Origin of the sequence: Leclercia adecarboxylata, assembly GCF_006874705.1 — a bacterium.
Classification (GTDB): domain Bacteria; phylum Pseudomonadota; class Gammaproteobacteria; order Enterobacterales; family Enterobacteriaceae; genus Enterobacter; species Enterobacter adecarboxylatus_C.
On the sequence record NZ_CP035382.1, the window covers coordinates 3192389 to 3219067 of the forward strand.

Here is a 26679-nt window from a genome sequence, read left to right on the forward strand (position 1 = left end):
GAAAAGGGCGTCAAAAAGCGTTAAATTGCTCCCGATCAATCTGGTCGAAAAGTGGTAAAGTCGCTATATATTGATCGCTGTCGTAAAACGTAAAGCGCTTTCAATAAAAACCTGTTTATTGTAAGGGTTTTGCAGCGTAATATATTTGCGGGATCAATTTCGGGTTTTTATTAACGTATCTGTAACCTTTCATCATGGCTTTTTCCTCCTGTGAAGATTAAGTAACGAAGAAAGGATTCGGATAATTTTTTGTATTGGGGCATGTGTGTGGATCTTTTCTAACGGGATCCACTCCCGGAGTCTTCATGCGATGAGCAAGGAGTCATGATGTTAGATATAGTCGAACTGTCGCGCTTACAGTTTGCCTTGACTGCGATGTACCACTTCCTGTTTGTGCCACTAACGCTCGGTATGGCGTTCCTGCTGGCCATTATGGAGACGGTCTACGTCCTTTCCGGCAAACAGATTTATAAAGATATGACCAAGTTCTGGGGCAAGTTGTTTGGTATCAACTTTGCGCTGGGCGTGGCCACCGGTCTGACCATGGAGTTCCAGTTCGGGACTAACTGGTCTTACTACTCGCACTATGTCGGGGATATTTTCGGTGCGCCGCTGGCCATTGAAGGTCTGATGGCCTTCTTCCTCGAATCCACCTTTGTAGGTCTGTTCTTCTTCGGTTGGGACCGTCTGGGCAAAGTCCAGCATATGGCGGTCACCTGGCTGGTGGCGTTAGGCTCTAACCTGTCCGCGCTGTGGATCCTGGTAGCCAACGGCTGGATGCAGAACCCTATCGCATCTGATTTCAACTTCGAAACCATGCGTATGGAGATGGTCAGCTTCTCCGAGCTGGTGCTGAACCCGGTTGCCCAGGTGAAATTTGTTCACACCGTGGCTTCCGGCTATGTCTGCGGCGCGATGTTCGTGCTGGGCATCAGCTCCTACTACATGCTGCGTGGTCGTGACTTCGCTTTTGCCAAGCGCTCCTTCGCCATCGCGGCGAGCTTCGGTATGGCGGCTATCCTCTCCGTTATCGTGCTGGGTGATGAATCCGGTTACGAGATGGGCGACGTGCAAAAAACCAAACTGGCGGCGATCGAAGCAGAGTGGGAAACCCAACCGGCTCCGGCAGCTTTCACCCTGTTTGGTATTCCCGATCAGGATGCACAGGAAAACCACTTTGCTATTCAGATCCCTTACGCGCTGGGCATCATTGCCACCCGCTCTGTGGATACGCCGGTTATCGGCCTGAAAGATCTGCTGGTGCAGCATGAAGAGCGTATCCGTAACGGGATGAAAGCTTACTCCCTGCTGGAGCAGCTGCGTTCCGGCTCTACCGATCAGTCCGTTCGCGATCAGTTCAACAACGTGAAGAAAGACCTCGGTTACGGCCTGCTGCTGAAACGCTATACCCCGAACGTCTCTGACGCGACGGAAGAGCAGATTCAGATGGCAACCAAAGACTCGATTCCACGCGTTGCGCCGCTGTACTTCGCGTTCCGTATCATGGTGGGCTGCGGCATCATCATGCTGTTGATCATTGCTGCCTCCTTCTGGTCGGTGATTCGTAACCGTATCGGTCAGCGTAAATGGCTGCTGCGTTCTGCGCTGTACGGCATGCCACTGCCATGGATCGCCATCGAATCCGGCTGGTTTGTTGCGGAATACGGCCGTCAGCCGTGGGCTATCGGTGAGGTGCTGCCAACCGCGGTAGCGAACTCATCCCTGACCGCCGGGGATCTGATTTTCTCCATGCTGCTGATTTGTGGTCTGTATACCCTGTTCCTGGTGGCTGAACTGTTCCTGATGTTCAAGTTTGCGCGCCTTGGCCCAAGCAGCCTGAAAACCGGTCGCTACCACTATGAGCAGTCAACCGTTGCTTCTCAGTCCCACTACGAGCAGTCCACCGTGACTACTCAGCCGGCACGGTAAGACAGGAGTCGTCAAATGATCGATTATGAAGTATTACGTTTTATCTGGTGGCTGCTGGTCGGGATCTTACTGATTGGTTTTGCGGTCACTGACGGTTTCGACATGGGGGTGGGTATGCTCACCCGCTTCCTCGGTCGTAATGATACCGAGCGTCGAATTATGATTAACTCCATCGCCCCGCACTGGGACGGTAACCAGGTGTGGCTGATCACCGCAGGCGGCGCGCTGTTCGCTGCCTGGCCGATGGTCTACGCGGCTGCGTTCTCCGGCTTCTATGTGGCGATGATCCTGGTGCTGGCATCGTTGTTCTTCCGTCCGGTCGGTTTTGACTACCGCTCGAAGATTGAAGACACCCGCTGGCGCAACATGTGGGACTGGGGCATCTTCATCGGTAGTTTCGTGCCGCCGCTGGTGATCGGCGTGGCGTTCGGCAACCTGCTACAGGGCGTGCCGTTCCACCTCGATGAATACATGCGCCTGTACTACACCGGTAACTTCTTCCAGCTGCTGAACCCGTTCGGTCTGCTGGCGGGTGTGGTCAGCGTGGCGATGATCCTCACCCAGGGTGCAACTTACCTGCAGATGCGTACCGTGGGTGAACTGCACCTGCGTTCCCGCGCCGTCTCGCAGATTGCGGCCCTGGTGACCCTGGTCGGCTTCGCGCTGGCAGGCGTGTGGGTGATGTTCGGTATCGACGGTTATGTGGTGACGTCCGCGATTAACCATACCGCGCCGTCTAACCCGCTGACCAAAGAAGTCGCCCGTCAGGCAGGCGCCTGGCTGGTGAACTTCAATAATACGCCGGTTCTGTGGGCTATCCCGGCCCTGGGCGTGGTGCTGCCGCTGCTGACCCTGCTGACTTCCCGCATGGAAAAGGGCGCATGGGCATTCGTCTTCTCTTCACTGACGCTGGCGTGCATCATTCTGACGGCCGGTATCGCGATGTTCCCATTCGTGATGCCATCCAGCACCATGATGAATGCTAGCCTGACGATGTGGGATGCCACTTCCAGTCAGATGACCCTGAACCTGATGACGTTTGTGGCTGCCGTGTTCGTACCGCTCATTCTGGCTTACACCACCTGGTGTTACTGGAAAATGTACGGTCGTATCACGAAAGAACATATCGAAAGCAATACTCACTCTATGTATTAAGGAAGGAGCTGAATATGTGGTATTTCGCATGGATTTTAGGAACGCTTCTTGCCTGTGCATTTGGTGTGATTACCGCCCTGGCGCTTGAGCACGTTGAAGCGTCCAAAGCCGGTGAAGAAAAACACTGATGATCGCGTATCTCTACGGGATCATGGACAAGCGCCCGCTCCGGGCGCTTTCCTTAGTGATGGCCTTGCTGCTGGCAGGTTGTATCTTCTGGGACCCGTCGCGCTTTGCGGCGAAGACCAGCGAGCTTGAAATCTGGCACGGTTTTCTCATCATGTGGGCGGTGTGCGCCGGGGTGATCCACGGCGTCGGCTTTCGGCCGAAAGCCGTACACTGGCAGGGCATCTTCTGCCCGCTGATCGCTGATGTGGTCCTTCTTGTCGGCCTGATTTTCTTTTTCAACTGAATAAGAACTATCCGTTAATATTATGGGCTTACCCTGGCCCATAAATATTTACTCTCCGTTTACTTTCCCCCATTCCAAACCACCATTCCCGCGCGTATAGTAGCGAAGTTTAAAAGCTCTAACTCTTTTTGTATTACCGGGATGTAAAGTGAATACAACGCTGTTTCGATGGCCGGTTCGTGTCTACTACGAGGACACTGACGCCGGTGGTGTGGTTTACCACGCCAGCTACGTTGCCTTTTATGAACGAGCACGCACTGAGATGCTGCGCCATCATCACTTTAGCCAGCAGGTCCTGCTGGCGGAGCGAGTTGCCTTCGTGGTACGCAAGATGACGCTGGAGTATTTTGCGCCTGCCAGACTCGACGATATGCTCGAAGTCCAAACAGAAATAACATCAATGCGCGGAACCTCACTGGTTTTCACGCAGCGGATCGTCAATGCAGAAAACCAGGTACTGAACGAAGCTGAAGTCCTGATTGTCTGTGTTGATCCACTCATCATGAAGCCTCGTGCGCTTCCTAAGTCTATTGTCGCGGAGTTTAAGCAGTGACTGACATGAATATCCTTGATTTGTTCCTGAAGGCAAGCCTTCTGGTTAAACTTATCATGTTGATTTTGATTGGTTTTTCAATCGCATCCTGGGCCATCATCATCCAGAGAACCCGTATCCTCAATGCAGCAGGCCGCGAAGCGGAAGCGTTTGAAGATAAGTTCTGGTCAGGTATCGAACTTTCCCGTTTGTATCAGGAAAGCCAGGGGCGTCGTGAAAACCTCTCCGGCTCCGAGCAAATTTTCTATAGCGGCTTCAAAGAGTTCGCTCGCTTACACCGCGCTAACAACCATGCGCCGGAAGCGGTCGTTGAAGGGGCATCCCGTGCGATGCGTATCTCGATGAACCGTGAACTGGAAACGCTGGAAACGCACATCCCATTCCTTGGCACCGTCGGTTCCATCAGCCCGTATATCGGTCTGTTTGGTACGGTCTGGGGGATTATGCACGCCTTTATCGCCCTTGGCGCGGTAAAACAGGCGACGCTGCAGATGGTTGCACCAGGTATCGCAGAAGCGCTGATCGCGACCGCTATCGGTCTGTTCGCCGCTATTCCTGCGGTTATGGCGTATAACCGCCTGAATCAGCGCGTGAACAAACTGGAACTGAACTACGACAACTTTATGGAAGAGTTCACCGCGATTCTGCACCGCCAGGCGTTTACCAGCACCGAGAGCAACAAGGGGTAAACCATGGCCAGACAGCGTGGACGGGGTCGTCGCGAACTGAAGTCCGAAATCAACATTGTACCGCTGCTGGACGTGCTGCTGGTGCTGCTGCTGATCTTTATGGCCACAGCACCCATCATTACCCAGAGCGTGGAGGTTGATCTGCCGGATGCGACAGAATCTCAGGCTGTAAGCACCAATGACGATCCACCGGTCATCATTGAGGTATCCGGAGTGGGGCAGTACAGCGTGGTGGTTGAAAAAGATCGTCTTGATCAACTGCCGCCGGAGCAGGTCATTGCCGAAGCGCAACGACGTCTGCAGTCAAATCCGAAAACGGTCTTCTTAATCGGTGGTGCGAAAGACGTGCCTTACGATGAAATAATAAAGGCGCTGAACCTGTTGCATAGCGCGGGCGTTAAGTCAGTCGGCTTGATGACGCAGCCTATTTGATCATCTGCGTACACAACAGAGTTTTTGGGAACCCATAGTGTCAAAGGCAACCGAACAAAACGATAAGCTTAAACGGGCGATAATTATTTCGGCGGTGCTGCATGTCATTCTTTTTGCAGCACTGATCTGGAGTTCGTTCGATGAGCATCTCGATACCGCTGCCGGCGGTGGGGGAGGTTCATCCATCGATGCCGTAATGGTCGATCCCGGCGCGGTAGTACAGAACTATAATCGTCAGCAACAGCAGCAGGCGAGTGCAAAACGTGCTGAAGAGCAACGCGAAAAGCAGGCGCAACAGCAGGCGGAAGAGCTGCGTGAAAAGCAGGCCGCCGAGCAGGAACGTCTGAAGCAGCTTGAGAAAGAACGTTTGCAGGCGCAGGAAGCGGCGAAAGAGCAGGCGGAGCAGCAGAAACAGGCTGAAGCCGCAGCGAAGCAAGCGCAGGAAAAACAGAAGCAGGCGGAAGAGGCAGCAGCCAAAGCCGCAGCGGATGCCAAAGCGCAGGCCGAGGCTCAGGCGAAACAGGCAGCTGAGGCGGCAAAACAAGCCGCGGATGCTGCTGCATTAGCCGCGAAAAAAGCCGCTGCCGATGCGCAAAAACAGGCTGAAGCCGAAGCAGCCAAAGCGGCTGCGGATGCGAAGAAGAAAGTAGAAGCTGAAGCCGCGAAGAAAGCCGCTGCCGAGGCCCAGAAAAAAGCGGAAGCTGAAGCTGCCAAACAAGCAGCCCAGGAAGCCGAGAAGAAAGCGGCCGCCGAAGCTGCTAAGAAAGCCGCTGCCGCTGAAAAGGCCGCTGCGGAAAAAGCTGCTGCGGCAGAAAAAGCGGCTGCTGAGAAGAAAGCCGCTGCGGCAGAAAAAGCCGCCGCCGATAAAAAAGCCGCCGCCGATAAAAAAGCCGCTGCCGAAAAAGCGGCTGCAGATAAGAAAGCTGCTGCTGACAAAGCTGCCGCCGCGAAAGCCGCAGCAGCGAAAAAAGCCGCTGCGGAAAAAGCAGCCGCATCGGACGTTGACGACCTGTTCGGCGATTTGAGCTCAGGTAAGAATGCGCCGAAAGGTAGCAACAGCGGTAGCGCAGGTGGTGCATCTCCTGCTAAAGGAAATAAGCCAGGGCAAGGCGGTGCTTCTCAAGCCGAGATTGCATCTTATATTGCGCAGGTACAGGCCGCTATTCGTGGGCATCTGTACGACTGGGATAGCTTCAGCGGGAAAACCTGTACGCTTCGGGTTAACCTTAGCGCGGACGGGACGATTCTTAGCGTGAAAAAAGAGGGTGGCGACGAGGCATTCTGTCAGCAAATGTTGTCTGCGACCAGCAGGATGACCAAGTTCCCGAAACCGCCTTCGCAAGCGGTATATGAAACGTTCAAAAATGCACCACTGGACTTCAAACCTTAAGTTTTATTTTTCCTGTGCAAACGGGGGAAAACAGGCCAGGTTTAGTCTTAGCGTTCTGGTAGTTTTGTTTATTTGGGTTTGTTAACATTCTGCTAAATTATCGCGGGTAAGGTTACCCGGATATGGGAGATATGATGAAGCAGGCATTACGTGTTGCAATGAGTTTCTTAGTGCTGTGGGCAGCGGTGCTGCACGCAGAAGTGCGTATCGAGATCACCCAGGGGGTGGACTCGGCACGTCCGATTGGTGTGGTTCCATTCCAGTGGAAGGGGCCAGGCGCTGCGCCGGAAGATGTGGGCGGCATTGTTGCCGCTGACCTGCGCAACAGCGGTAAATTCAACCCGTTAGACCGTTCCCGTCTGCCACAGCAGCCAGGCACTGCTGCTGAGCTGCAGCCGGCGGCATGGTCCGCGCTGGGTATTGATGCGGTAGTCGTGGGTCAGGTTACCCCTAACCCGGACGGCGGTTATACCGTTGCTTACCAGCTGGTAGACACCGGTGGCGCGCCGGGTACCGTGCTGGCACAGAACACCTATAAAGTGAACAAGCAGTGGCTGCGTTATGCAGGCCATACGGCGAGTGATGAAGTGTTTGAGAAGCTGACCAGCATCAAAGGCGCATTCCGCACTCGTATTGCTTATGTCGTGCAGACCAACGGCGGCCAGTTCCCGTATGAACTGCGTGTCTCTGACTACGACGGTTACAACCAGTTCACAGTTCACCGTTCACCGCAGCCGCTGATGTCACCGGCCTGGTCACCGGACGGTTCTAAGCTGGCGTACGTGACCTTCGAAAGCGGTCGCTCAGCGCTGGTTATCCAGACCCTGTCTAACGGCGCGGTGCGTCAGGTTGCCTCTTTCCCACGTCACAACGGGGCACCGGCATTCTCTCCGGACGGTTCTAAACTGGCGTTTGCCCTCTCTAAAACCGGTAGCCTGAACCTGTACGTGATGGACATTGGCTCCGGCCAGATCCGTCAGGTCACCGACGGTCGTAGCAACAACACCGAACCAACCTGGTTCCCGGACAGCCAGAACCTGGCCTTTACCTCTGACCAGGCGGGTCGTCCACAGGTGTATAAAGTCAATGTTAACGGCGGTGCACCACAGCGTATCACCTGGGAAGGTTCACAGAACCAGGACGCAGACGTGAGCGCTGACGGTAAGTTTATGGTAATGGTTAGCTCGGCCGGTGGTCAGCAGCACATTGCCAAACAAGATCTGGGCGGGGGTGGCGTACAAGTTCTGTCGTCAACTTTCCTGGATGAAACGCCAAGTCTGGCACCTAACGGCACTATGGTTATCTACAGCTCTTCTCAGGGGATGGGATCCGTGCTGAATCTGGTTTCTACCGATGGGCGTTTCAAAGCGCGTATTCCGGCAACTGATGGACAGGTAAAATCACCTGCCTGGTCGCCGTACCTGTAATAATAATTAATTGAATAATAAAGGAATCATAGAAATGCAACTGAACAAAGTGCTGAAAGGGCTGATGATCGCTCTGCCTGTTATGGCAATCGCAGCGTGTTCTTCTAACAAGAACGCCAGCAACGACCAGAGCGGCGAAGGCATGATGGGTGCCGGCACCGGTATGGACGCAAACGGCAACGGCAATATGTCTTCTGAAGAGCAGGCGCGTCTTCAGATGCAACAGCTGCAGCAGAACAACATTGTTTACTTCGATCTGGACAAGTTCGACATCCGTTCTGACTTCGCTGCGATGCTGGATGCGCACGCTAACTTCCTGCGTAGCAACCCGTCTTACAAAGTCACCGTAGAAGGTCACGCGGACGAACGTGGTACTCCTGAGTACAACATCTCCCTGGGTGAGCGTCGTGCTAACGCCGTTAAAATGTACCTGCAGGGTAAAGGCGTTTCTGCTGACCAGATCTCCATCGTTTCTTACGGTAAAGAAAAACCTGCAGTACTGGGTCACGACGAAGCGGCTTACTCCAAAAACCGTCGTGCCGTACTGGTTTACTAAGAGAATTGCATGAGCAGTAACTTCAGACATCATCTGTTGAGTCTGTCGTTACTGGTTGGTATAGCGGCCCCCTGGGCCGCTTTTGCTCAGGCACCAATCAGTAGTGTCGGCTCAGGCTCGGTAGAAGACCGGGTCACCCAACTCGAGCGTATTTCTAATGCTCACAGCCAGCTTTTAACCCAACTTCAGCAGCAGCTCTCTGACAACCAAACCGATATTGATTCACTGCGCGGACAGATCCAGGAAAGCCAGTATCAGCTCAATCAGGTTGTGGAGCGTCAGAAGCAGATCCTGCTGCAGATGGATAGCCTGAATAATGGCGGCGCAGCAGCGCAACCAGCCGCAGGCGATCAAAGTGGCGCAGCTGGTGCGACGGCAACGCCTCAGGCTGATGCATCAGCCTCCACAGGCGCGCCTGTACAGAGCGGTGACGCGAATACTGACTACAACGCGGCGATTGCCCTGGTGCAGGATAACTCGCGCCAGGACGAAGCTATGGCGGCGTTTCAGAACTTCGTGAAGAAATACCCTGATTCAACCTATCAGCCCAATGCGAACTATTGGCTGGGACAGCTGAATTACAACAAGGGTAAAAAAGACGACGCGGCGTTCTATTTTGCCTCCGTGGTAAAAAATTACCCGAAATCACCAAAAGCCCCAGACGCGATGTACAAAGTCGGGGTGATCATGCAGGACAGAGGCGACACCGCGAAAGCGAAGGCCGTCTTCCAGCAGGTGGTCACTAAGTTCCCGGGCACCGAAGGTGCAAAACAAGCGCAAAAACGTCTTGCTGCGATGGGATGATTGCCGGTTGACCAGAAATCGCGTTTTTTCTGGTCTTGCCGCATACTTCCTAAGCAGTTAAGTGATATTCATCAAAATATTAGTTGCGCAGAATTCTGAAATCAGTAATATATGCCGCCGTTGCCAAGGGATATCAAACAGCCCAAAAGCAGCCAAAATAGTGGGTCGTTAGCTCAGTTGGTAGAGCAGTTGACTTTTAATCAATTGGTCGCAGGTTCGAATCCTGCACGACCCACCACTAAAGCAGTTCCGGTAGTACAGAGTGGGTGATTAGCTCAGTTGGTAGAGCATCTCCTTTACACGGAGGGGGTCGGCGGTTCGAGCCCGTCATCACCCACCACTCGGGTCGTTAGCTCAGTTGGTAGAGCAGTTGACTTTTAATCAATTGGTCGCAGGTTCGAATCCTGCACGACCCACCAATTTTATATTGGTTACCGAGTAAAAATTTCAGGCGACACCCGAATGGGTCGTTAGCTCAGTTGGTAGAGCAGTTGACTTTTAATCAATTGGTCGCAGGTTCGAATCCTGCACGACCCACCAGCCTGAATAGAATAAGAAATTATCCCGCAAGGGGTCGTTAGCTCAGTTGGTAGAGCAGTTGACTTTTAATCAATTGGTCGCAGGTTCGAATCCTGCACGACCCACCAATTTAATATCGTGTTCAGATGTTAAACGTAAAGGATAACGTTGCGTCAGCAACGGCCCGTAGGGCGAGGCGAAGCCGAGTCATCCTGCACGACCCACCAATGTAAAAAGGCGCCCTAAAGGCGCCTTTTTGCTATCTGTTATTCCAGAATCAAAAATGCCAGGGTTTACGTAGGTCGGGTAAGCGAAGCGCCACCCGACAAATGCTGCCCGCACGCTTTTGGTGTGACTTTCCCTCTCAAATTCGCTATCTTGTTTAGTATATAAAACACAATTGCCATTACTTTGGTTTCCACCAAAAAATAACGGCAAACTTGTTAAGCCAGTAAAACGAGAAGCTAAAATGAGTGTGATGTTTGATCCTGAAGCCGCGATCTATCCCTTCCCGCCGAAGCCGGTCCCGCTGAGTGTGGACGAAAAGCAGTTTTACCGCGAAAAGATTAAGCGCTTGCTCAAAGAGCGCGATGCGGTGATGGTGGCGCACTACTACACTGACCCGGAAATTCAGCAGCTGGCAGAAGAGACCGGCGGCTGCATATCGGACTCGCTGGAGATGGCGCGCTTCGGAGCAAAACATCCCGCTTCAACGTTGCTGGTGGCCGGGGTGCGTTTTATGGGCGAGACGGCAAAAATCCTTAGCCCGGAAAAAACCATCCTGATGCCGACCCTCAATGCAGAGTGCTCGCTGGATTTAGGCTGCCCGATCGACGAATTCACCGCTTTTTGCGATGCCCATCCTGACAGAACGGTGGTGGTTTATGCCAACACCTCTGCCGCGGTCAAAGCGCGTGCCGACTGGGTGGTAACGTCCAGCATCGCCGTCGAACTGATTGAGCATCTCGACAGTCTCGGCGAGAAAATTATCTGGGCGCCGGACAAACATCTGGGTAACTACGTCCAGAAACAGACCGGGGCAGATATTCTGTGCTGGCAGGGCGCCTGTATCGTTCATGACGAGTTTAAAACCCAGGCGCTGGAGCGCATGAAAGGCCTCTATCCGGAAGCCGCTGTGCTGGTCCACCCGGAGTCACCCCAGGCGATCGTTAACATGGCGGATGCCGTCGGTTCCACCAGCCAGCTGATCAATGCCGCGAAAACGCTGCCGCATCGCCAGCTTATCGTCGCCACCGATCGCGGCATCTTCTACAAAATGCAGCAGGCGGTGCCGGAGAAAGAGCTGCTGGAAGCGCCGACCGCAGGCGAGGGGGCAACCTGCCGCAGCTGCGCGCACTGTCCGTGGATGGCGATGAACGGACTAAAGGCGATTGCAGACGGGCTGGAGTCGGGCGGCGCGGCGCATGAGATCCATGTGGATGCGGCGCTGCGTGAAGGGGCGTTAATTCCGCTTAACCGGATGCTGGATTTTGCGGCTACACTACGTCCTTAAGCTACGTAACGTAACGCTGAGGGAAAAAGATGGATTTTTTTAGCACGCAAAACATTCTGGTACATATACCCATTGGCACCGGCGGCTATGACTTGTCATGGATTGAAGCTGTCGGGACGATTGCAGGTCTGCTCTGCATCTGGCTCGCCAGCCTGGAGAAGATCGTCAACTATGCGTTTGGCCTGGTGAACGTCACGCTGTTCGCCATTATCTTCTTCCAGATCCAGCTGTATGCCAGCTTGCTGCTGCAGCTGTTCTTCTTCGTAGCCAATATTTATGGCTGGTATGCCTGGTCGCGGCAGAACAGCCAGCAGGAGGCGGAACTGCAGATCCGCTGGCTGCCGTTGCCGAAAGCCGTCGGCTGGCTGGCGGCCTGCGTAGTGGCTATCGGCCTGATGACGGTCTATATCGACCCGGTGTTCGCCTTCCTGACCCGCGTGGCGGTGTCGGTGATGAGCAGCCTGGGCCTGAACGTTACCATGCCGGAGCTGCAGCCTGATGCCTTCCCGTTCTGGGATTCGTGCATGATGGTACTGTCGATTGCCGCTATGATCCTGATGACCCGCAAATATGTCGAAAACTGGCTGCTGTGGGTGATCATTAATGTCATAAGCGTGGTGATCTTCGCCCTGCAGGGCGTCTATGCCATGTCGCTGGAGTATATGATCCTGACCTTTATTGCCCTGAACGGCAGCAGGATGTGGATTAACAGCGCGCGTGAACGGGGTTCCCACGCGCTGGCACGTTAATGGTGGTGATGATGGGCGTGGTCGGACTGGATCTCATTGAGATGGCAGTCCGGTCCGTTACAGGGGGTGTACTCCATCTGGATGGTGCTATGCGCAATGGCGTAGTGGTGCTCCAGAAAATGCTGGATACGCCCCAGTAACGCATCGTGATCGTGAGGAGGAATGACCTGAACATGCAGCGTCATCAGCGGCTTTTCACCCACCATCCAGACGTGAACATGATGCACATCGCGCACTTCGGGAATGGATCGCGTTAAGTTGCGCTTCAGCGCCGGAATATCCAGCGACGCCGGGGCCCCTTCCAGCAGCTCATTCACGCTCTCCTGCAGTAACCGCCAGGCACTGCGTAACACCAGGCACGAGACTAAAATCGACAGTATCGGATCGATCGGCGTCCAGCCCGTCCAGAGGATCACCAGCGCCGCGACGATGGCCCCTACCGAACCCAGCAGATCCCCCAGCACATGCAACGCCGCTGCCCGCACGTTGAGGTTTTTCTCTTCACTGCCGCGATGCAAAATCCAGAACGCCAGTATATTGGCGATAAGCCCGGCAACCGCCACCACCATCATGGTGACACCCGCGACAGGCTGAGGATGCCGGAAACGCTGGAAGGCTTCCCAGACAATTAAAATCGTGATTAACACCAGCGCAATGGCGTTGACGAATGCGGCAAGGGTGGTAAGACGCAGCCAGCCAAAAGTGCGGCCATGGCTCGGCGGGCGGCGAGCGAACACTACCGCCAACAGCGCAAACAGCAGGGCTGCGGCGTCCGTCAACATGTGCCCGGCATCGGCCAGCAGCGCCAGCGAGCCAGAAACCAGACCGCCGACCACCTCGATGATCATAAAAATAGCGGTTACGCCGAACGCCAGCATCAAGCGTTTAGCATTTTCATCCTGCGAAGAAGGGGCGTGAGAGTGAGCGTGCGCCATGAATAATGTCCCGGTTCATTATTATTGTAAGCGTAGCGTTTTTAGCATCTTACACAAAAAACAAAGGAGAGCCGTAGCTCTCCTTCATCATAACCGCATTACCGTTAATTACTGGGTAGTGCCGTCAGTTTTTTGTTCTTGCGGAGTTCTTTCAGTATCGACTTTGCCGGACTGATCCGGACATTTGCCATCTTTACACATTGAGTTCTTGTGCTGGTCGTCCTTGGTCATGCCGCTACTGTCCATCTTGCTTGGGTCATCATTACCCATGACGGAGTTGGTGCCACCGGTAGTCGAACTGTTGCCGGTACCGTTAGTCGTGCCAGTGCCGCTGGTGGAGTTAGTGCCATCAGGGTTTAGCATTGTCCCGCCAGTGCCAGTACCCGTTGTGCCAGTTGTGCCTGAACCCGTATTAATCTGGCTGTTACCGGTATTATTTGGAGCAATATTCTGATGCGCATCAGGCGCTACTGCTCCGGCATCCGCAGCGGCGTTTGCCTGGCCGTTGTTGCTGCTTGAGCCAGTGTCAGCCGCCAGGGCTGCACCGCTGGCCATCGTGAGCGAAGCTGTCAGGAAAAGGGTTGCGAGTTTAGTCATTTTCATCATGCTGCTCCTGTTCTGGTCGTTATGTTCTGGATAACTTCTTTCCACAGTGCATATGCGAAATCGATATACTGCTCAGTGGTTAAAGATGCCATGATCCATACTTAGGTCAGTATGGAATCGCGATAAACGTAATAAATGCAGTGCATACAGTTAAAAAGTTTAGGGTGTATCTCGTTTTTCGCTACTTTGTGGGGTTTTTTAAGCGAATTCCAGGATTTATCTGTGCGAAGTGTAAAAGCCAGTTTACACTTCCTGACTGACAAGATAGATTGAAGGGATTGCATTCGTTTATAAAAATATGGCAACGCTGGAAAGAACATGAATTATCAGAATGACGATTTACGTATTAAAGAGATCAATGAGTTATTACCCCCTGTAGCACTCCTTGAGAAATTTCCTGCCACCGAAAATGCCGCCAACACCGTTTCTCATGCCCGTAAAGCGATCCACAAGATCCTGAAAGGTAATGACGATCGTCTGCTGGTGGTGATCGGCCCGTGCTCCATTCACGATCCTGCGGCGGCGAAAGAGTACGCAGCACGCCTGCTGACGCTGCGCGAGACGCTGAAGGATGAGCTGGAAATCGTCATGCGCGTCTACTTTGAAAAACCGCGTACCACCGTGGGCTGGAAAGGACTGATCAACGATCCGCATATGGATGGCAGCTTCCAGATCAACGACGGTCTGCGCATCGCCCGCAAGCTGCTGCTGGATATCAACGACAGCGGGCTGCCGGCGGCGGGTGAGTTCCTTGATATGATCACCCCGCAATATCTGGCAGACCTGATGAGCTGGGGCGCCATTGGCGCGCGTACCACCGAGTCTCAGGTCCATCGCGAGCTTGCGTCCGGGCTCTCCTGCCCGGTGGGCTTTAAAAACGGCACCGACGGCACCATTAAAGTGGCGATCGACGCGATCAACGCCGCCGGGGCGCCGCACTGCTTCCTCTCCGTGACCAAATGGGGTCACTCTGCGATTGTGAACACCAGCGGCAACGGCGACTGCCATATTATTCTGCGCGGCGGCAAAGAGCCTAACTACAGCGCGGCGCACGTCGCGGAAGTGAAGGCGGGCCTGGACAAAGCGGGTCTGCCTGCACAGGTGATGATCGACTTCAGCCATGCCAACTCCAGCAAGCAGTTCAAAAAGCAGATGGACGTCGGCACCGATGTCTGCCAGCAGATTGCGGGCGGTGAAAAGGCCATTATCGGGGTGATGATTGAAAGCCACCTGGTGGAAGGCAATCAGAATCTGGAAGGTAGCGAGCCGCTGGTTTACGGTAAGAGTGTTACCGATGCCTGCATCGGCTGGGACGATACCGAAACGGTACTGCGCCAGCTGGCAAACGCGGTGAAAGCCCGTCGCGGCTAAAAAAAATGCCGGATAAGTATCCGGCATTCAGCATCTGAGGCCCGGTCATCGCGACCGGGCTTTTTTATTACTTGGCTTTACCCTGGTTCGCAACGGCCGCAGCTTTAGCCGCGATCTCGTCAGCGTTACCCAGGTAGTAGTGCTTGATTGGTTTGAAGTTTTCGTCGAACTCGTACACCAGCGGTACGCCGGTTGGGATGTTCAGCTCGAGGATCTCGTCTTCGCCCATGTTGTCCAGGTATTTCACCAGCGCACGCAGGGAGTTACCGTGAGCAGCGATGATCACGCGCTCGCCGCTTTTCAGGCGTGGCAGGATGGTTTCGTTCCAGTAAGGCACCACGCGATCGATAGTCAGCGCCAGGCTTTCAGTCTGTGGCAGCTCAGCATCGGTCAGTTTCGCGTAACGCGGGTCGTGACCTGGGTAGCGCTCGTCATCTTTGGTCAGCTCTGGTGGGGTTACCGCGAAGCCGCGACGCCACTGTTTAACCTGCTCGTCACCGTATTTTTCTGCGGTTTCTGCTTTGTTCAGACCCTGCAGCGCACCGTAGTGACGCTCGTTCAGTTTCCAGGATTTCTCAACCGGCAGCCAGGCCTGATCCAGTTCGTCCAGCACGTTCCACAGGGTGTGGATGGCACGTTTCAGCACGGAGGTATAAGCAAAATCGAAGCTGAAGCCTTCGTCTTTCAGCAGTTTGCCCGCTGCTTTCGCTTCGCCAACGCCTTTCTCGGACAGGTCAACATCATACCAACCGGTAAAACGGTTTTCGTTGTTCCACTGGCTTTCGCCGTGACGTACCAGAACCAGCTTAGTTACAGCCATATTTTACTCCTCCAGAACAAGCATTATTTGAATGATAACAATTCTCATTATATTGCTGCGGCTGAGCCGCGGGCAACGCTTAACCCTAACCATAGCGAAAATAGTGTCGCAGTGTAAGATGCTTGTGAATGAGGGGTTGTGATTTTGTCCGTAAGTGGCGCTATTTTCAGCAAGATGGGCAAAAAAAAGCCCTCTATCAGGAGGGCTGGTTTTTATTGCGTAATGAACTGATATTCCGTGACGCTGATATACTCTTCACCCGGACGCAGAATGCAGTCGGGCTGCGGCCATTCCGCATGGTTCGGGCTGTCGGGTAAAAACTCGCTCTCCAGCGCCAGGCCTTGCCAGGCACGATATTCACCGTCTTCCCGCGCCGGCGTGCCGTCGAGGAAGTTACCGGAATAGAATTGCAGGGCAGGGGCGGTGGTATAGACCGTCATCTGCAGTTTTTCATCGGCCGACCACAGGTGCGCCGCAGGCTGGCTCAGGTCACCCTGGGCATCAAGCAGGAACGCATGATCGTAACCTTTCACCTTGCGCTGATGGTCATCCGCCAGGAAATCCTGGGCGATAGCTTTGGTGGTGCGGAAATCAAAGCTGGTGCCCGCCACGGCTTTTAACCCTTCCTGCGGGATCCCCATTTCATCGACAGGCAGATAATGCTGGGCCAGCAGTTGCAGCCTGTGGTTACGCACGTCGCTGCAGTCGCCGTCGAGGTTGAAGTAAGCGTGGTTGGTCAGGTTGACCGGGCAGGGCTTGTCCACCGTGGCGCGGTATTCAATGGCGATCCGGTTATCATCCGTTAAGCGATAATGGACGCTCGTCTCACAGTTACCCGGGTAGCCCTGATCGCCATCCGGGGAGTGGAGGGTCAGCAGCGCTTCGCCATCGTTCTGCTTGATAATGCGCCAGCGACGCTTGTCGAAGCCGTCCGGGCCGCCGTGCAGCTGGTTTTCGCCCTGGCTTGGCAGCAGCGCATAGCGCACGCCATCCAGCTCAAAGCGGCTTTTGGCGATACGGTTGGCATAACGGCCCACCGAAGCGCCAAGGAACGCGGTTTGTTCAACGTATTGCTCAGGTGAGGCACAGCCGAGCAGGGTTTCGCGCACGCTGCCGTCACGCATCGGGACGCGGGCGGAAAGCAACGTGGCGCCCCAGTCCATCAGCGTCACCACCATCCCCGCGCTGTTGCGCAGGGTGATCAGGCGGTACGGCAGGCCGTCAGGGGCGAGAACAGGTGTTTCGTTTAGCACTGGCCAGCTCCTTGTGAGGCGTTGCAAACATAGAAGGTCTCTTTAATACCGGTTTTGGCTTCATACTGCTGCTCAACGGCTTGCTGAACAACCGGGACTAACGCCTCCGGCACCAGCGCCACGATGCAGCCACCGAAACCGCCCCCGGTCATACGCACGCCGCCCTGCTCGCCAATCGCCGCTTTGACAATCTCCACCAGGGTGTCGATCTGCGGTACGGTGATTTCGAAATCATCGCGCATGGAGGCATGCGACTCAGCCATCAGCTCGCCCATCCGACGCAGATCGCCTTTCTCCAGCGCTGCCGCCGCTTCCACGGTACGGGCGTTTTCGGTCAGGACGTGACGAACGCGTTTGGCGACTACCGGATCCAGCTCGTGGGCCACTTTATTGAACTCAGCGAGTGAGACGTCACGCAGCGCAGACTGCTGGAAGAAGCGCGCCCCGGTTTCACACTGCTCGCGGCGGGTATTGTACTCGCTGCCGACCAGGGTGCGTTTGAAATTACTGTTGATGATAACAACCGCCGCGCCTTTCGGCAGGCTGACCGCTTTGGTGCCCAGCGAGCGGCAGTCGATCAGCAACGCGTGGCCTTTTTTGCCCAGCGCCGAGATCAGCTGATCCATAATGCCGCAGTTGCAGCCGACGAACTGGTTCTCTGCTTCCTGGCCGTTAAGGGCGATCTGCGCGCCGTCCAGCGGCAGATGATAGAGCTGCTGGAACACGGTGCCGACCGCCACTTCCAGCGAGGCGGATGAGCTTAAGCCCGCGCCCTGAGGTACGTTGCCGCTGATCACCAGATCCGCACCGCCAAAGTTCTTGTTGCGCTTCTGCAGGTGTTTTACCACGCCGCGAACGTAGTTCGACCACTGCTGGCTGTCGTGCTCAACAATAGGCGCATCCAGCGAGAACTCGTCGATCTGGTTGTCGTAATCGGCCGCCAGCACGCGCACCTTGCGGTCGTCGCGTTTCGCGCAGCTGATTACCGTCTGGTAATCAATGGCGCAGGGCAGGACGAAACCGTCGTTGTAGTCGGTATGCTCGCCGATCAGGTTAACGCGGCCTGGGGCCTGAATCGCGTGAGTGGCAGGGTAGCCGAATTTTTCAGCAAACAGGGCGTGGGTTTTATCTTTCAGGCTCATTGTTATTCTCCGGATTCGCGAAAATGGACATCACTCACTGCACGCAGGCGTTCTGCGGCCTGTTCCGCCGTCAGATCACGCTGGGTTTCCGCCAGCATCTCGTAGCCGACCATAAATTTACGTACGGTCGCGGAGCGCAGCAGCGGCGGATAAAAGTGGGCGTGCAACTGCCAGTGTTGATTCTCTTCGCCATTAAAGGGCGCGCCGTGCCAGCCCATGGAATACGGGAAAGAGCACTGGAACAGGTTGTCATAACGGCTGGTCAGCTTTTTCAGCGCCAGCGCCAGATCGCTGCGCTGGGCTTCGCTCAAATCGGTGATCCGCAGAACGTGGGCTTTCGGCAGCAGCAGGGTTTCGAACGGCCATGCCGCCCAGTACGGTACCACGGCTAACCAGTGCTCGGTCTCCACCACGGTGCGGCTACCGTCGGCCAGCTCGCGCTGGACATAGTCCAACAGCATCGGCGATTCCTGCTCAGCGAAATAGGTCTTTTGCAGGCGATCTTCCCGCTCCACTTCGTTAGGCATAAAGCTGTTGGCCCACACCTGGCCGTGCGGATGGGGGTTGGAGCAGCCCATGGCTGCGCCTTTGTTCTCAAAGACCTGCACCCAGGGATAGCGCTGCCCCAGTTCGGCGGTCTGTTCCTGCCAGGTTTTCACGACCTCGGTCAGGGCCTCAACGCTCAGTTCCGGCAGGGTTTTGCTGTGATCCGGCGAGAAGCAGATCACCCGGCTGGTGCCGCGTGCGCTTTCGCAGCGCAGCAGCGGATCGTCACTCTGCGGCGCGTCCGGCGTATCGGTCATCAGGGCGGCAAAGTCGTTAGTGAAAACGAAGGTGCCTGTATAGTCGGGGTTAATATCCCCGGTCACGCGGGTATTCCCCGGACAGAGGAAACAGTCCGGATCGTGCTGCGGCAGCGTCTGTTTAGCTGGCGTCTCCTGTGCGCCCTGCCAGGGACGCTTGGCGCGATGCGGTGACACCAGGATCCACTGCCCGGTTAACGGATTGAAACGACGATGTGGGTGATCGACGGGGTTAAATTGGGTCATGACAGATCCTTAGTCCGGATAGCCCTGCGGGTGGCGAGACTGCCAGCGCCAGGTATCCTGTGCCATTTCATCGAGCGTGCGCGAAACACGCCAGTTAAGCTCTTTCTCGGCCTTGGTGGCATCCGCCCAGTAGGCGGGCAGATCGCCGTCGCGACGTGGGGCAAAGTGATAGCTCACCGGTTTGCCGCAGGCGGCGCTGAAGGCGTTCACCACGTCCAGCACGCTGCTGCCGACGCCTGCGCCGAGGTTGTAAATATGGACGCCCGGTTTATCGGCCAGCTGCTGCATAGCCGCCACGTGACCGTCGGCGAGATCCATCACATGAATGTAGTCGCGAACGCCGGTGCCGTCCGGGGTCGGGTAGTCGTTGCCGAACACCGCCAGCGAATCACGACGGCCTACTGCCACCTGGGCAATGTACGGCATCAGGTTATTGGGGATACCCTGCGGATCTTCGCCCATATCCCCTGACGGATGCGCGCCCACCGGGTTGAAATAGCGCAGCAGGGCGATACTCCAGTCCGGCTGGGCTTTTTGCAGGTCGGTCAGGATCTGTTCCACCATCAGCTTGCTTTTGCCGTACGGGCTTTGCGGCGTCCCGGTCGGGAAGCTTTCGGCATAAGGGATTTGCGGCTGGTCGCCATAGACGGTGGCAGAGGAGCTGAAGATGAAGTTTTTCACGCCCGCGGCGCGCATGGCGGAGATCAGACGCAGCGTACCGTTGACGTTGTTATCGTAATACTCCAGCGGTTTTGACACCGACTCGCCCACGGCTTTCAGCCCGGCAAAGTGGATCACTGCCTCAATGGCGTGATCGTGGAGGATCTCGGTCATCAGCGCTTCGTTACGAATATCGCCTTCGACAAAGGCAGGCTGTTTACCGGCCAGGCGTTCCATGACCGGCAGCACGCTGCGTTTACTGTTGCACAGGTTATCAAGGATGATGACGTCGTGGCCATTTTGCAGCAGTTGCACACAGGTATGACTTCCTATGTAACCGCTACCACCTGTTACCAGAACTCGCATATTTCGCTCCATTAGGCTTAGGGTATGAGATAATCCTAGCATAACAGAGAGCAGGAAAGTGTGACATGGGATAAATTAGTGGAATCGTTTACACTGGATGAAGCGCAACCGCTTTCCGGTTAAAAAAGGATTGTAAATCAAAGTGCCCGGGATGGGATGTTGCAGGTTATCTGAAAAAAACGGGGGGCGTCCCCCCGTCAGGATGTCAGACCGGGCCCGTCCGGTAGCGGTAACTGTCGCCGTTAGCGACAAACTCCAGGCGGTGGGTGATACAGGCAGGAGCATCTTCCGCATGGTGAGAGACAAACAGCAGCTGCGTTTCCCCTTCGCTAATCAGCACATCCACAAAGCGGCGGATCAGCTGGCGGTTAAGCGGATCCAGCCCCTGCAAGGGCTCGTCGAGGATCAGCAGGGTCGGGTGCTTCACCAGCGCGCGCACGATCAGCGCCAGCCGCTGCTGGCCCCACGACAGGCTGCTGAACGGCGCATCCGCGACCCGGTTATCCATCCCGAGGATATCCAGCCACTGCTGCGCCAGCTTGTGCTGCCTGTCGGAAACCGCCTGATAAATTCCGATAGAGTCGAAATACCCCGACAGAATGACATTGCGCACCGTGGTGCTGACGCGGTAATCGAGGTGCAGGCTGCTGCTGACATAGCCGATATGCTTTTTGATATCCCAGATGGTTTCGCCGCTGCCGCGACGGCGGCCAAAGAGGGTGAGATCGTTGCTGTAGCCCTGGGGATGATCGCCGGTAATCAGGCTCAGCAGGGTCGATTTACCGGCGCCGTTGGGGCCGACAATCTGCCAGTGCTCGCCGGGATTTACCGTCCAGCTCAGATGGTCAAGGATCGGGCGATCGTTATACGACACCACGCCGTTGTTGAGCACAATCCGCGGTTGATCCTGCGGCAGGGCATGGCGCGCCGAAGGGGCATCCGGTTCGGGCAGGGTGACGCCGTTCAGCTTTTCACTGTGCGCCAGCTGGGCAATCAGGGCCTGGTTCAGCAGGGCCGCTTTTTCCCCCACCGCCGTCAGGGTACAGTCGGCCAGTACCCCGGCGTTCTTCACAAAATCGGGGATCTCGTCGAAACGGTTGAGGACCAGCACCAGGGTGTAACCCTGCTGATTAAGCGAGGCCAGCAGATCCGCCAGCTGCCCGCGGGATTTCACATCGAGGCCGTCGAAAGGCTCATCAAGGATCAGCAGTTCAGGTGCAGCCATCAGGGCCTGGCACAGCAGCGTTTTGCGGGTTTCGCCGGTGGAGAGGTATTTAAAGCGTCGGTCCAGCAGGTGAGCGATGCCGAACTGTTCCGCCAGCTGGCGGCAGCGGGTGTCGTCTTTGATCTCGTCCTGGATAATCTCAGATGCCGTGCGGCCGGTATCTTCTTCGCCGGGGCTGAGCAGATCGGTGTTGTTGCGCTGCCACTCGTCGCTTACCAGTTTTTGCAGCTGTTCAAAGGAGAGGCGGGTCAGGCGCGTAAAGGTGCTCTGGCGTTCGCCCTTCAGCAGCGTCAGCTCCCCGGCCAGCGCCCGGGCGAGGGCAGACTTGCCGCTGCCGTTACTGCCAACGAACGCCCAGCTTTCACCAGCATTGAGCGTAAAATCCGCGAGCGTGAGCGTACGGGTATCGCTAAGACGAAACGTGCCTTGCGAAATTTGCAATGATGACATGATTTATCCCATTTTATGCAGCAATAAGCATCAGGGATACCCAGTGTCGGGGCGAATGTCAATGCGCTTAGCACAACGTGGCGATAATCACCCGGTCAGCATTAAAATATGCCGTTACCTCAGTACCTTCTTCTAAGCCCTGGCTCTGGGCCACAGGCACGGTGGCGCAAAGCGTCTGGCCGTCGGGCAGGGTCATCAGCACTTCACACTGCTCATCGCCCCGATCGATATGGTTAATGATCCCCTGCAATTGATTATCCGCCTGGTTCGCCGTTTCCCTGTTCTGAGTGATACTGACCCAGGGGGCCTTCAGCAGCACCAGCACCTCTTTGCCCTCATCCAGCCCCAGCCGCTCGCCGCTCTGGGCGGTAATGGCCACTTTCAGGCGGGTAGTGCCGTCGGCGAGTAAAATATCCACCTGCTGCTGGACGCGATCGTCATCGCGGGCAGTGACCGTACCAAACCACTGGTTGCGGGCGCTGGTCTGCAAGGAGAAACGCGAGATAGCGCCAAGCAGGCTGTCCAGCGGCAGAGCGTCGTCGTCGCTCAAGACATCGAAGGCTTTCTGTTGGATCTGCCCCAGCAGGTCATAGAGCTGGATCAGCCGCTGCCCGTAGCGCGTCAGTATCGCACCGCCGCCGCCTTTGCCGCCGGTAGCGCGTTCGACCAGAGTCTGTTCGCTCAGGGTGTTCATCTCATTGATGGCATCCCAGGCGCTTTTATAGCTAATGCCGGCGTTCCTGGCTCCCTGGCTGATGGAACCGGTTTGCGCAATCTGTTTAAGCAGGGCGATGCGGCGGGGATCGGCAAACAATTTTTGCGAAAGACGGAGGGTGAGGAGAATTTCGGCCTGCATAACAATGTCCTGGCAAAAGGGTTATTGTGACCTAATTCGTTTTATGCGCAAACTGTACCGCACAAAAGGGGATGTATTTCTCGCTTTTCCGGTTAGAATAAGGCATTCACATTGTCTGGAGAAAGCCATGTTAGAGTTGCTGAAAAGTCTGGTATTCGCCGTGATCATGGTGCCAGTGGTGATGGCTATCATTCTCGGTGCCATCTACGGCCTGGGTGAGGTGTTTAACATCTTTTCCAATATCGGCCACAGAAAACAGCCGAAAAAACAGCATTAATTTCCTGTAAAAACGCCCGGTTCCGCCGGGCGTTTTGCTCTCAAGTTTCCCCCTTCCGCGCCGATATTACTTACGGCATCAGTTTCATTTACTCACTAATCGGTACGATTTAACACTGGGAAAACCTTAGGGTTATCGTTATATTTATTTTTATATAACGACACTCACAGGAGTTAAAGATGGCACGTACATGGTTACGCCTTTTCGCAGGGGCAACGCTGACCCTCACCCTGACCGGACATGCACTGGCGGATGAGGGCAAAATTACCGTCTTCGCGGCAGCATCCCTGACGAACGCGATGCAGGATATCGCTGCGGAGTATAAAAAAGAGAAAAACGTCGAGGTGGTGTCGTCCTTTGCGTCTTCGTCCACGCTGGCGCGCCAGATCGAAGCGGGAGCGCCTGCGGACCTGTTCATCTCTGCCGATCAGAAGTGGATGGATTACGCGGTCGAGAAAAAATCGATAGATACCGCCAGCCGCGCAACCCTGCTGGGCAATAGCCTGGTGGTGGTGGCACCGAAAGAGAGTGCCCAGGGCGAGATCGTCATAAACAAAGAGACCCGCTGGACCAGCCTGCTGAAAGACGGGCGTCTGGCGGTGGGCGATCCGGAACACGTTCCGGCGGGCATTTATGCCAAAGAGGCGCTGCAAAAACTGGGGGCCTGGGAGACGCTGTCCCCGAAACTGGCCCCGGCGGAAGACGTGCGTGGCGCGCTGGCGCTGGTGGAGCGCAACGAAGCGCCGTTGGGCATCGTCTACGGCTCTGATGCCGTCGCCGGAAAAGGGGTGAAAGTGGTGGGGACCTTCCCGGAAGACTCACATAAGAAAGTGGAATATCCTGTTGCCATCGTCGATGGACATAAAAACGCTACCGTCAGCGCCTTTTACGATTATCTGAAGGGGCCGCAGGCGTCAGCAATCTTTAAACGTTACGGATTTACGACTCACGAATGATATTGACCGATCCCGAATGGCAGGCCGTGCTGCTGAGCCTGAAAGTCTCTTCCCTCGCGGTTGCATTTAGTTTGCCCTTTGGGATCTTCTTCGCCTGGCTACTGGTTCGCTGTAAATTTCCCGGCAAAGCGCTCCTTGACAGTGTTTTGCATTTGCCGCTGGTGCTGCCGCCGGTGGTGGTCGGTTACCTGCTCCTCATCGCCATGGGGCGACGCGGGTTTATCGGCGAGCGGCTGTATGAGTGGTTTGGCCTCAGCTTTGCCTTCAGCTGGCGCGGTGCGGTGCTGGCAGCGGCGGTGATGTCGTTCCCGCTGATGGTGCGGGCGATCCGCCTGGCGCTGGAAGGGGTCGACATGAAGCTTGAACAGGCGGCCCGCACGTTGGGTGCCGGACGCTGGCGCGTATTTCTGACCATCACGCTTCCCCTGACGCTGCCGGGCATTATTGTCGGCACCGTGCTGGCCTTTGCCCGCTCGCTGGGCGAGTTTGGCGCGACCATTACCTTTGTCTCCAATATCCCGGGTGAAACGCGCACTATCCCGTCGGCGATGTATACCCTTATCCAGACCCCCGGTGGCGAAGGGGCCGCCGCGCGTCTTTGTATTATCTCCATTGTGCTGGCGATGGTGTCGCTGCTGGTATCGGAATGGCTGGCCCGTCTGAGCCGTGAACGGATGGGGAACTGACCATGCTGGAACTCAATTTCACCCAGACCCTGGGCGAGCACTGTCTCACCCTCAACGAAACCCTGCCTGCCAGCGGAATTACCGCCATTTTTGGCGTCTCCGGCGCGGGGAAGACCTCGCTGATCAACGCCATAAGTGGCCTGACCCGGCCCCAGTCAGGGCGGATCGTGCTCAACGATCGGGTGTTGAACGACGTAGAAAAACGCATTTATCTGGCACCGGAAAAGCGCCGGGTTGGCTATGTCTTCCAGGATGCACGACTGTTTCCGCACTACAAGGTGCTGGGCAATCTGCGTTATGGCATGGCGAAAAGCATGGCCGGGCAGTTCGATAAGCTGGTGGCTCTGCTAGGCATTGAACACCTGCTTGACCGGCTACCTTCGTCGCTCTCGGGCGGGGAAAAGCAGCGCGTGGCGATAGGCCGGGCGCTGCTCACCGCCCCGGAGTTGCTACTGCTGGACGAGCCGCTGGCCTCGCTGGATATCCCCCGCAAGCGTGAGCTGCTGCCCTATCTGCAGCGCCTGGCGCGTGAAATCAATATTCCGATGCTCTATGTCAGCCACTCGCTGGACGAGATCCTGCATCTGGCCGATAAGGTGCTGGTCCTGGAAAACGGCAGCGTGAAGGCGTTCGGCAATCTGGAAGAGGTGTGGGGCAGCAGCGTGATGCACCCGTGGTTGCCTCAGGAGCAGCAGAGCAGCATTCTGAAGGTGAGCGTGCTGGAGCACCATCCGCACTATGCGATGACCGCGCTGGCCATTGGCGATCAGCATGTCTGGGTCAACAAGCTGGATAAACCGTTGCAAACCAATCTACGCATTCGCATTCAGGCGTCGGACGTCTCGCTGGTGCTGCAGCCGCCGCTCCAGAGCAGCATTCGTAACATTTTGCGCGCCAAAGTGGCCCAGTGTTACGACGATAACGGCCAGGTTGAGGTGCAGCTGGAAATTGGTAGCCGCACGCTGTGGGCGCGTATCAGCCCCTGGGCCAGGGATGAGCTGGGGATCAAACCTGGCCTCTGGCTCTACGCACAGATCAAGAGCGTGTCGATCACCACCTGATCACACCAGATGGGTATAGATAAATTGGGCGATGCTGTCGGTGGTGTTGTCGCCAATTACGATGTTGGCGCGCGCTTTGACGGCCTCGTCCGCATTACCCATCGCCACCCCGGTCCCGGCCGCTTCCAGCATGCTGATGTCATTGTAGTTATCGCCAAAGGCAATGACGTCCTTCATTGATCCGCCGATGGATTCCACATACTGCGCCAGGCGCTTGCCCTTGCTGTTGCCTTTGCGGGCAATATCCACCTGATCGTGCCAGGACCATTCGCACTCCAGGCCCAACGTCTGCTCCACGTGTTTAGCGAAGGCATTCAGCTTGCTGGTATCTTCATCGGTCAGAGCAAATTTCCAGATAGCGTTAACGTCCCGGGCCGCCTGCGCCAGCGACGGCACCTGAGTGAACACCGGACGCTGCGCTTCCGGCAGCGACAGCGCCCAGTTGCTGGTGCGGATCACATGCCCGGTCGGGCGTTCATAAAGCATCGCGTCGTCGACATACATCAGGCCGTGAATGGCATGTTCATCGAGCAGATCAATCAGTTGCAGCGCCTGGGTAACCGGCAGCGGATCGGCCTGCAGAACCTTTTTTGCTTTATAATCATACAAATAGGTTCCGTTACAGCAAATTGCAGGTGTATCTAACGCCAGCGCCTGATAAAAAGGATGAATCGCAACATGATGACGACCCGTCACGATGAGGAGCTGGTATCCCGCCTCCTGGGCACGCTTCAGGGCGTCGAGGGAAGAGGGGAGCAGGGTTTTTTGCGGGGTTAACAGCGTACCGTCTAAATCCAGTGCAATCACACGCGAGGTCATTTGATATTCCGGGTTAATG

General features: G+C 55.8%; 28 protein-coding genes and 5 tRNA genes. 23 read left to right on the forward strand and 10 right to left on the reverse strand.

Annotation, left to right across the window (positions count from 1 at the left end):
• Positions 1-327 precede the first annotated feature (327 nt).
• The 18 genes from cydA to pnuC all read left to right on the forward strand — a co-directional run bounded on the left by cydA (position 328) and on the right by pnuC (position 12128).
• Complete coding sequence (cydA, locus tag ES815_RS16150) at positions 328-1929, forward strand: cytochrome ubiquinol oxidase subunit I (protein WP_142488719.1); 1602 nt, start codon at positions 328-330, stop codon at positions 1927-1929.
• Positions 1930-1944: 15 nt separating this feature from the next.
• Positions 1945-3084: a cytochrome d ubiquinol oxidase subunit II gene (cydB, locus tag ES815_RS16155; RefSeq protein WP_142488720.1), complete on the forward strand. Its 1140-nt coding sequence runs from the start codon at positions 1945-1947 to the stop codon at positions 3082-3084.
• Between the two features lie 14 nt (positions 3085-3098).
• The gene (gene cydX, locus ES815_RS16160; protein ID WP_006177208.1) at positions 3099-3212 is read left to right on the forward strand and encodes a cytochrome bd-I oxidase subunit CydX; all 114 of its coding nucleotides are present in this window, start codon (positions 3099-3101) and stop codon (positions 3210-3212) included.
• Positions 3212-3496, forward strand: a complete 285-nt coding sequence (gene ybgE, locus ES815_RS16165) for a cyd operon protein YbgE (RefSeq protein ID WP_142488721.1) — start codon at positions 3212-3214, stop codon at positions 3494-3496. The genes cydX and ybgE overlap by 1 nt, the downstream gene beginning before the upstream one ends.
• Positions 3497-3644: 148 nt before the next feature.
• Positions 3645-4049, forward strand: coding sequence for a tol-pal system-associated acyl-CoA thioesterase (ybgC, locus tag ES815_RS16170; RefSeq protein ID WP_006819080.1), 405 nt, complete (start codon positions 3645-3647; stop codon positions 4047-4049).
• Positions 4046-4738: a Tol-Pal system protein TolQ gene (gene tolQ / locus ES815_RS16175; RefSeq protein ID WP_072036639.1), complete on the forward strand. Its 693-nt coding sequence runs from the start codon at positions 4046-4048 to the stop codon at positions 4736-4738. The genes ybgC and tolQ overlap by 4 nt, the downstream gene beginning before the upstream one ends.
• A 3-nt stretch (positions 4739-4741) precedes the next feature.
• Positions 4742-5170 carry a colicin uptake protein TolR gene (gene tolR, locus ES815_RS16180; protein WP_032617094.1) on the forward strand — a complete coding sequence of 143 codons (429 nt, stop codon included), beginning with the start codon at positions 4742-4744 and terminating at the stop codon, positions 5168-5170.
• Between the two features lie 37 nt (positions 5171-5207).
• Entirely contained in the window at positions 5208-6560 is a 1353-nt protein-coding gene (tolA, locus tag ES815_RS16185) for a cell envelope integrity protein TolA (RefSeq protein ID WP_142488722.1), read from the forward strand.
• 134 nt (positions 6561-6694) lie between these two features.
• The gene (tolB, locus tag ES815_RS16190; protein WP_106992811.1) at positions 6695-7987 is read left to right on the forward strand and encodes a Tol-Pal system beta propeller repeat protein TolB; all 1293 of its coding nucleotides are present in this window, start codon (positions 6695-6697) and stop codon (positions 7985-7987) included.
• Between the two features lie 34 nt (positions 7988-8021).
• Positions 8022-8543 carry a peptidoglycan-associated lipoprotein Pal gene (gene pal / locus ES815_RS16195; RefSeq protein WP_032617096.1) on the forward strand — a complete coding sequence of 174 codons (522 nt, stop codon included), beginning with the start codon at positions 8022-8024 and terminating at the stop codon, positions 8541-8543.
• A gap of 9 nt (positions 8544-8552) precedes the next feature.
• A complete protein-coding gene (cpoB, locus tag ES815_RS16200; protein WP_142488723.1) occupies positions 8553-9347 on the forward strand; it encodes a cell division protein CpoB in 795 nt (264 codons plus the stop codon).
• 162 nt (positions 9348-9509) lie between these two features.
• Positions 9510-9585 (forward strand) — tRNA-Lys (locus ES815_RS16205).
• A 26-nt stretch (positions 9586-9611) separates the two neighbouring features.
• Positions 9612-9687 (forward strand) — tRNA-Val (locus ES815_RS16210).
• A 3-nt stretch (positions 9688-9690) separates the two neighbouring features.
• Positions 9691-9766 (forward strand) — tRNA-Lys (locus ES815_RS16215).
• A gap of 45 nt (positions 9767-9811) precedes the next feature.
• A tRNA-Lys gene (locus tag ES815_RS16220) sits at positions 9812-9887 on the forward strand.
• A gap of 31 nt (positions 9888-9918) precedes the next feature.
• Positions 9919-9994 (forward strand) — tRNA-Lys (locus tag ES815_RS16225).
• Positions 9995-10335: 341 nt separating this feature from the next.
• The gene (gene nadA, locus ES815_RS16230; RefSeq protein WP_142488724.1) at positions 10336-11379 is read left to right on the forward strand and encodes a quinolinate synthase NadA; all 1044 of its coding nucleotides are present in this window, start codon (positions 10336-10338) and stop codon (positions 11377-11379) included.
• A gap of 29 nt (positions 11380-11408) precedes the next feature.
• On the forward strand, positions 11409-12128 hold the full coding sequence (gene pnuC / locus ES815_RS16235) for a nicotinamide riboside transporter PnuC (protein WP_142488725.1): 720 nt from the start codon (positions 11409-11411) through the stop codon (positions 12126-12128).
• Here pnuC and zitB read toward each other — a convergent pair.
• On the reverse strand, positions 12125-13063 hold the full coding sequence (zitB, locus tag ES815_RS16240) for a CDF family zinc transporter ZitB (protein WP_142488726.1): 939 nt from the start codon (positions 13061-13063) through the stop codon (positions 12125-12127). The genes pnuC and zitB overlap by 4 nt on opposite strands.
• A gap of 108 nt (positions 13064-13171) precedes the next feature.
• Positions 13172-13666 carry a protein YbgS gene (locus ES815_RS16245; RefSeq protein ID WP_142490076.1) on the reverse strand — a complete coding sequence of 165 codons (495 nt, stop codon included), beginning with the start codon at positions 13664-13666 and terminating at the stop codon, positions 13172-13174.
• Positions 13667-13987: 321 nt separating this feature from the next.
• Between ES815_RS16245 and aroG the strand changes: the two genes are divergently transcribed.
• Positions 13988-15040 carry a 3-deoxy-7-phosphoheptulonate synthase AroG gene (gene aroG, locus ES815_RS16250; protein WP_142488727.1) on the forward strand — a complete coding sequence of 351 codons (1053 nt, stop codon included), beginning with the start codon at positions 13988-13990 and terminating at the stop codon, positions 15038-15040.
• Positions 15041-15107: 67 nt separating this feature from the next.
• Here aroG and gpmA read toward each other — a convergent pair whose 3' ends face one another.
• The 7 genes from gpmA to modE form a co-directional block, all read right to left on the reverse strand.
• Complete coding sequence (gpmA, locus tag ES815_RS16255) at positions 15108-15860, reverse strand: 2,3-diphosphoglycerate-dependent phosphoglycerate mutase (RefSeq protein ID WP_032617105.1); 753 nt, start codon at positions 15858-15860, stop codon at positions 15108-15110.
• 212 nt (positions 15861-16072) lie between these two features.
• Positions 16073-17113: a galactose-1-epimerase gene (gene galM / locus ES815_RS16260; RefSeq protein ID WP_142488728.1), complete on the reverse strand. Its 1041-nt coding sequence runs from the start codon at positions 17111-17113 to the stop codon at positions 16073-16075.
• Complete coding sequence (gene galK, locus ES815_RS16265; RefSeq protein ID WP_142488729.1) at positions 17107-18255, reverse strand: galactokinase; 1149 nt, start codon at positions 18253-18255, stop codon at positions 17107-17109. Before galK ends, galM begins: the two co-directional genes overlap by 7 nt.
• Positions 18256-18257: 2 nt before the next feature.
• Positions 18258-19304, reverse strand: a complete 1047-nt coding sequence (gene galT, locus ES815_RS16270; RefSeq protein ID WP_142488730.1) for a galactose-1-phosphate uridylyltransferase — start codon at positions 19302-19304, stop codon at positions 18258-18260.
• 9 nt (positions 19305-19313) lie between these two features.
• Positions 19314-20330 carry a UDP-glucose 4-epimerase GalE gene (gene galE, locus ES815_RS16275; RefSeq protein ID WP_142488731.1) on the reverse strand — a complete coding sequence of 339 codons (1017 nt, stop codon included), beginning with the start codon at positions 20328-20330 and terminating at the stop codon, positions 19314-19316.
• Between the two features lie 205 nt (positions 20331-20535).
• Complete coding sequence (modF, locus tag ES815_RS16280) at positions 20536-22005, reverse strand: molybdate ABC transporter ATP-binding protein ModF (protein WP_142488732.1); 1470 nt, start codon at positions 22003-22005, stop codon at positions 20536-20538.
• Positions 22006-22072: 67 nt separating this feature from the next.
• A complete protein-coding gene (gene modE, locus ES815_RS16285) occupies positions 22073-22861 on the reverse strand; it encodes a molybdenum-dependent transcriptional regulator (RefSeq protein ID WP_142488733.1) in 789 nt (262 codons plus the stop codon).
• A 127-nt stretch (positions 22862-22988) separates the two neighbouring features.
• Between modE and ES815_RS16290 the strand changes: the two genes are divergently transcribed.
• The 4 genes from ES815_RS16290 (at position 22989) to modC (ending at position 25841) form a co-directional block, all read left to right on the forward strand.
• Complete coding sequence (locus tag ES815_RS16290; RefSeq protein ID WP_039029358.1) at positions 22989-23138, forward strand: AcrZ family multidrug efflux pump-associated protein; 150 nt, start codon at positions 22989-22991, stop codon at positions 23136-23138.
• A 179-nt stretch (positions 23139-23317) separates the two neighbouring features.
• Positions 23318-24094: a molybdate ABC transporter substrate-binding protein gene (modA, locus tag ES815_RS16295; RefSeq protein ID WP_142488734.1), complete on the forward strand. Its 777-nt coding sequence runs from the start codon at positions 23318-23320 to the stop codon at positions 24092-24094.
• The gene (gene modB, locus ES815_RS16300; protein WP_142488735.1) at positions 24091-24780 is read left to right on the forward strand and encodes a molybdate ABC transporter permease subunit; all 690 of its coding nucleotides are present in this window, start codon (positions 24091-24093) and stop codon (positions 24778-24780) included. Before modA ends, modB begins: the two co-directional genes overlap by 4 nt.
• Positions 24781-24782: 2 nt before the next feature.
• Complete coding sequence (gene modC / locus ES815_RS16305; protein ID WP_142488736.1) at positions 24783-25841, forward strand: molybdenum ABC transporter ATP-binding protein ModC; 1059 nt, start codon at positions 24783-24785, stop codon at positions 25839-25841.
• Here the strand turns inward: modC and ES815_RS16310 are convergent, their stop codons facing one another.
• Positions 25842-26660 carry a pyridoxal phosphatase gene (locus tag ES815_RS16310; RefSeq protein WP_142488737.1) on the reverse strand — a complete coding sequence of 273 codons (819 nt, stop codon included), beginning with the start codon at positions 26658-26660 and terminating at the stop codon, positions 25842-25844.
• Positions 26661-26679 lie beyond the last annotated feature (19 nt).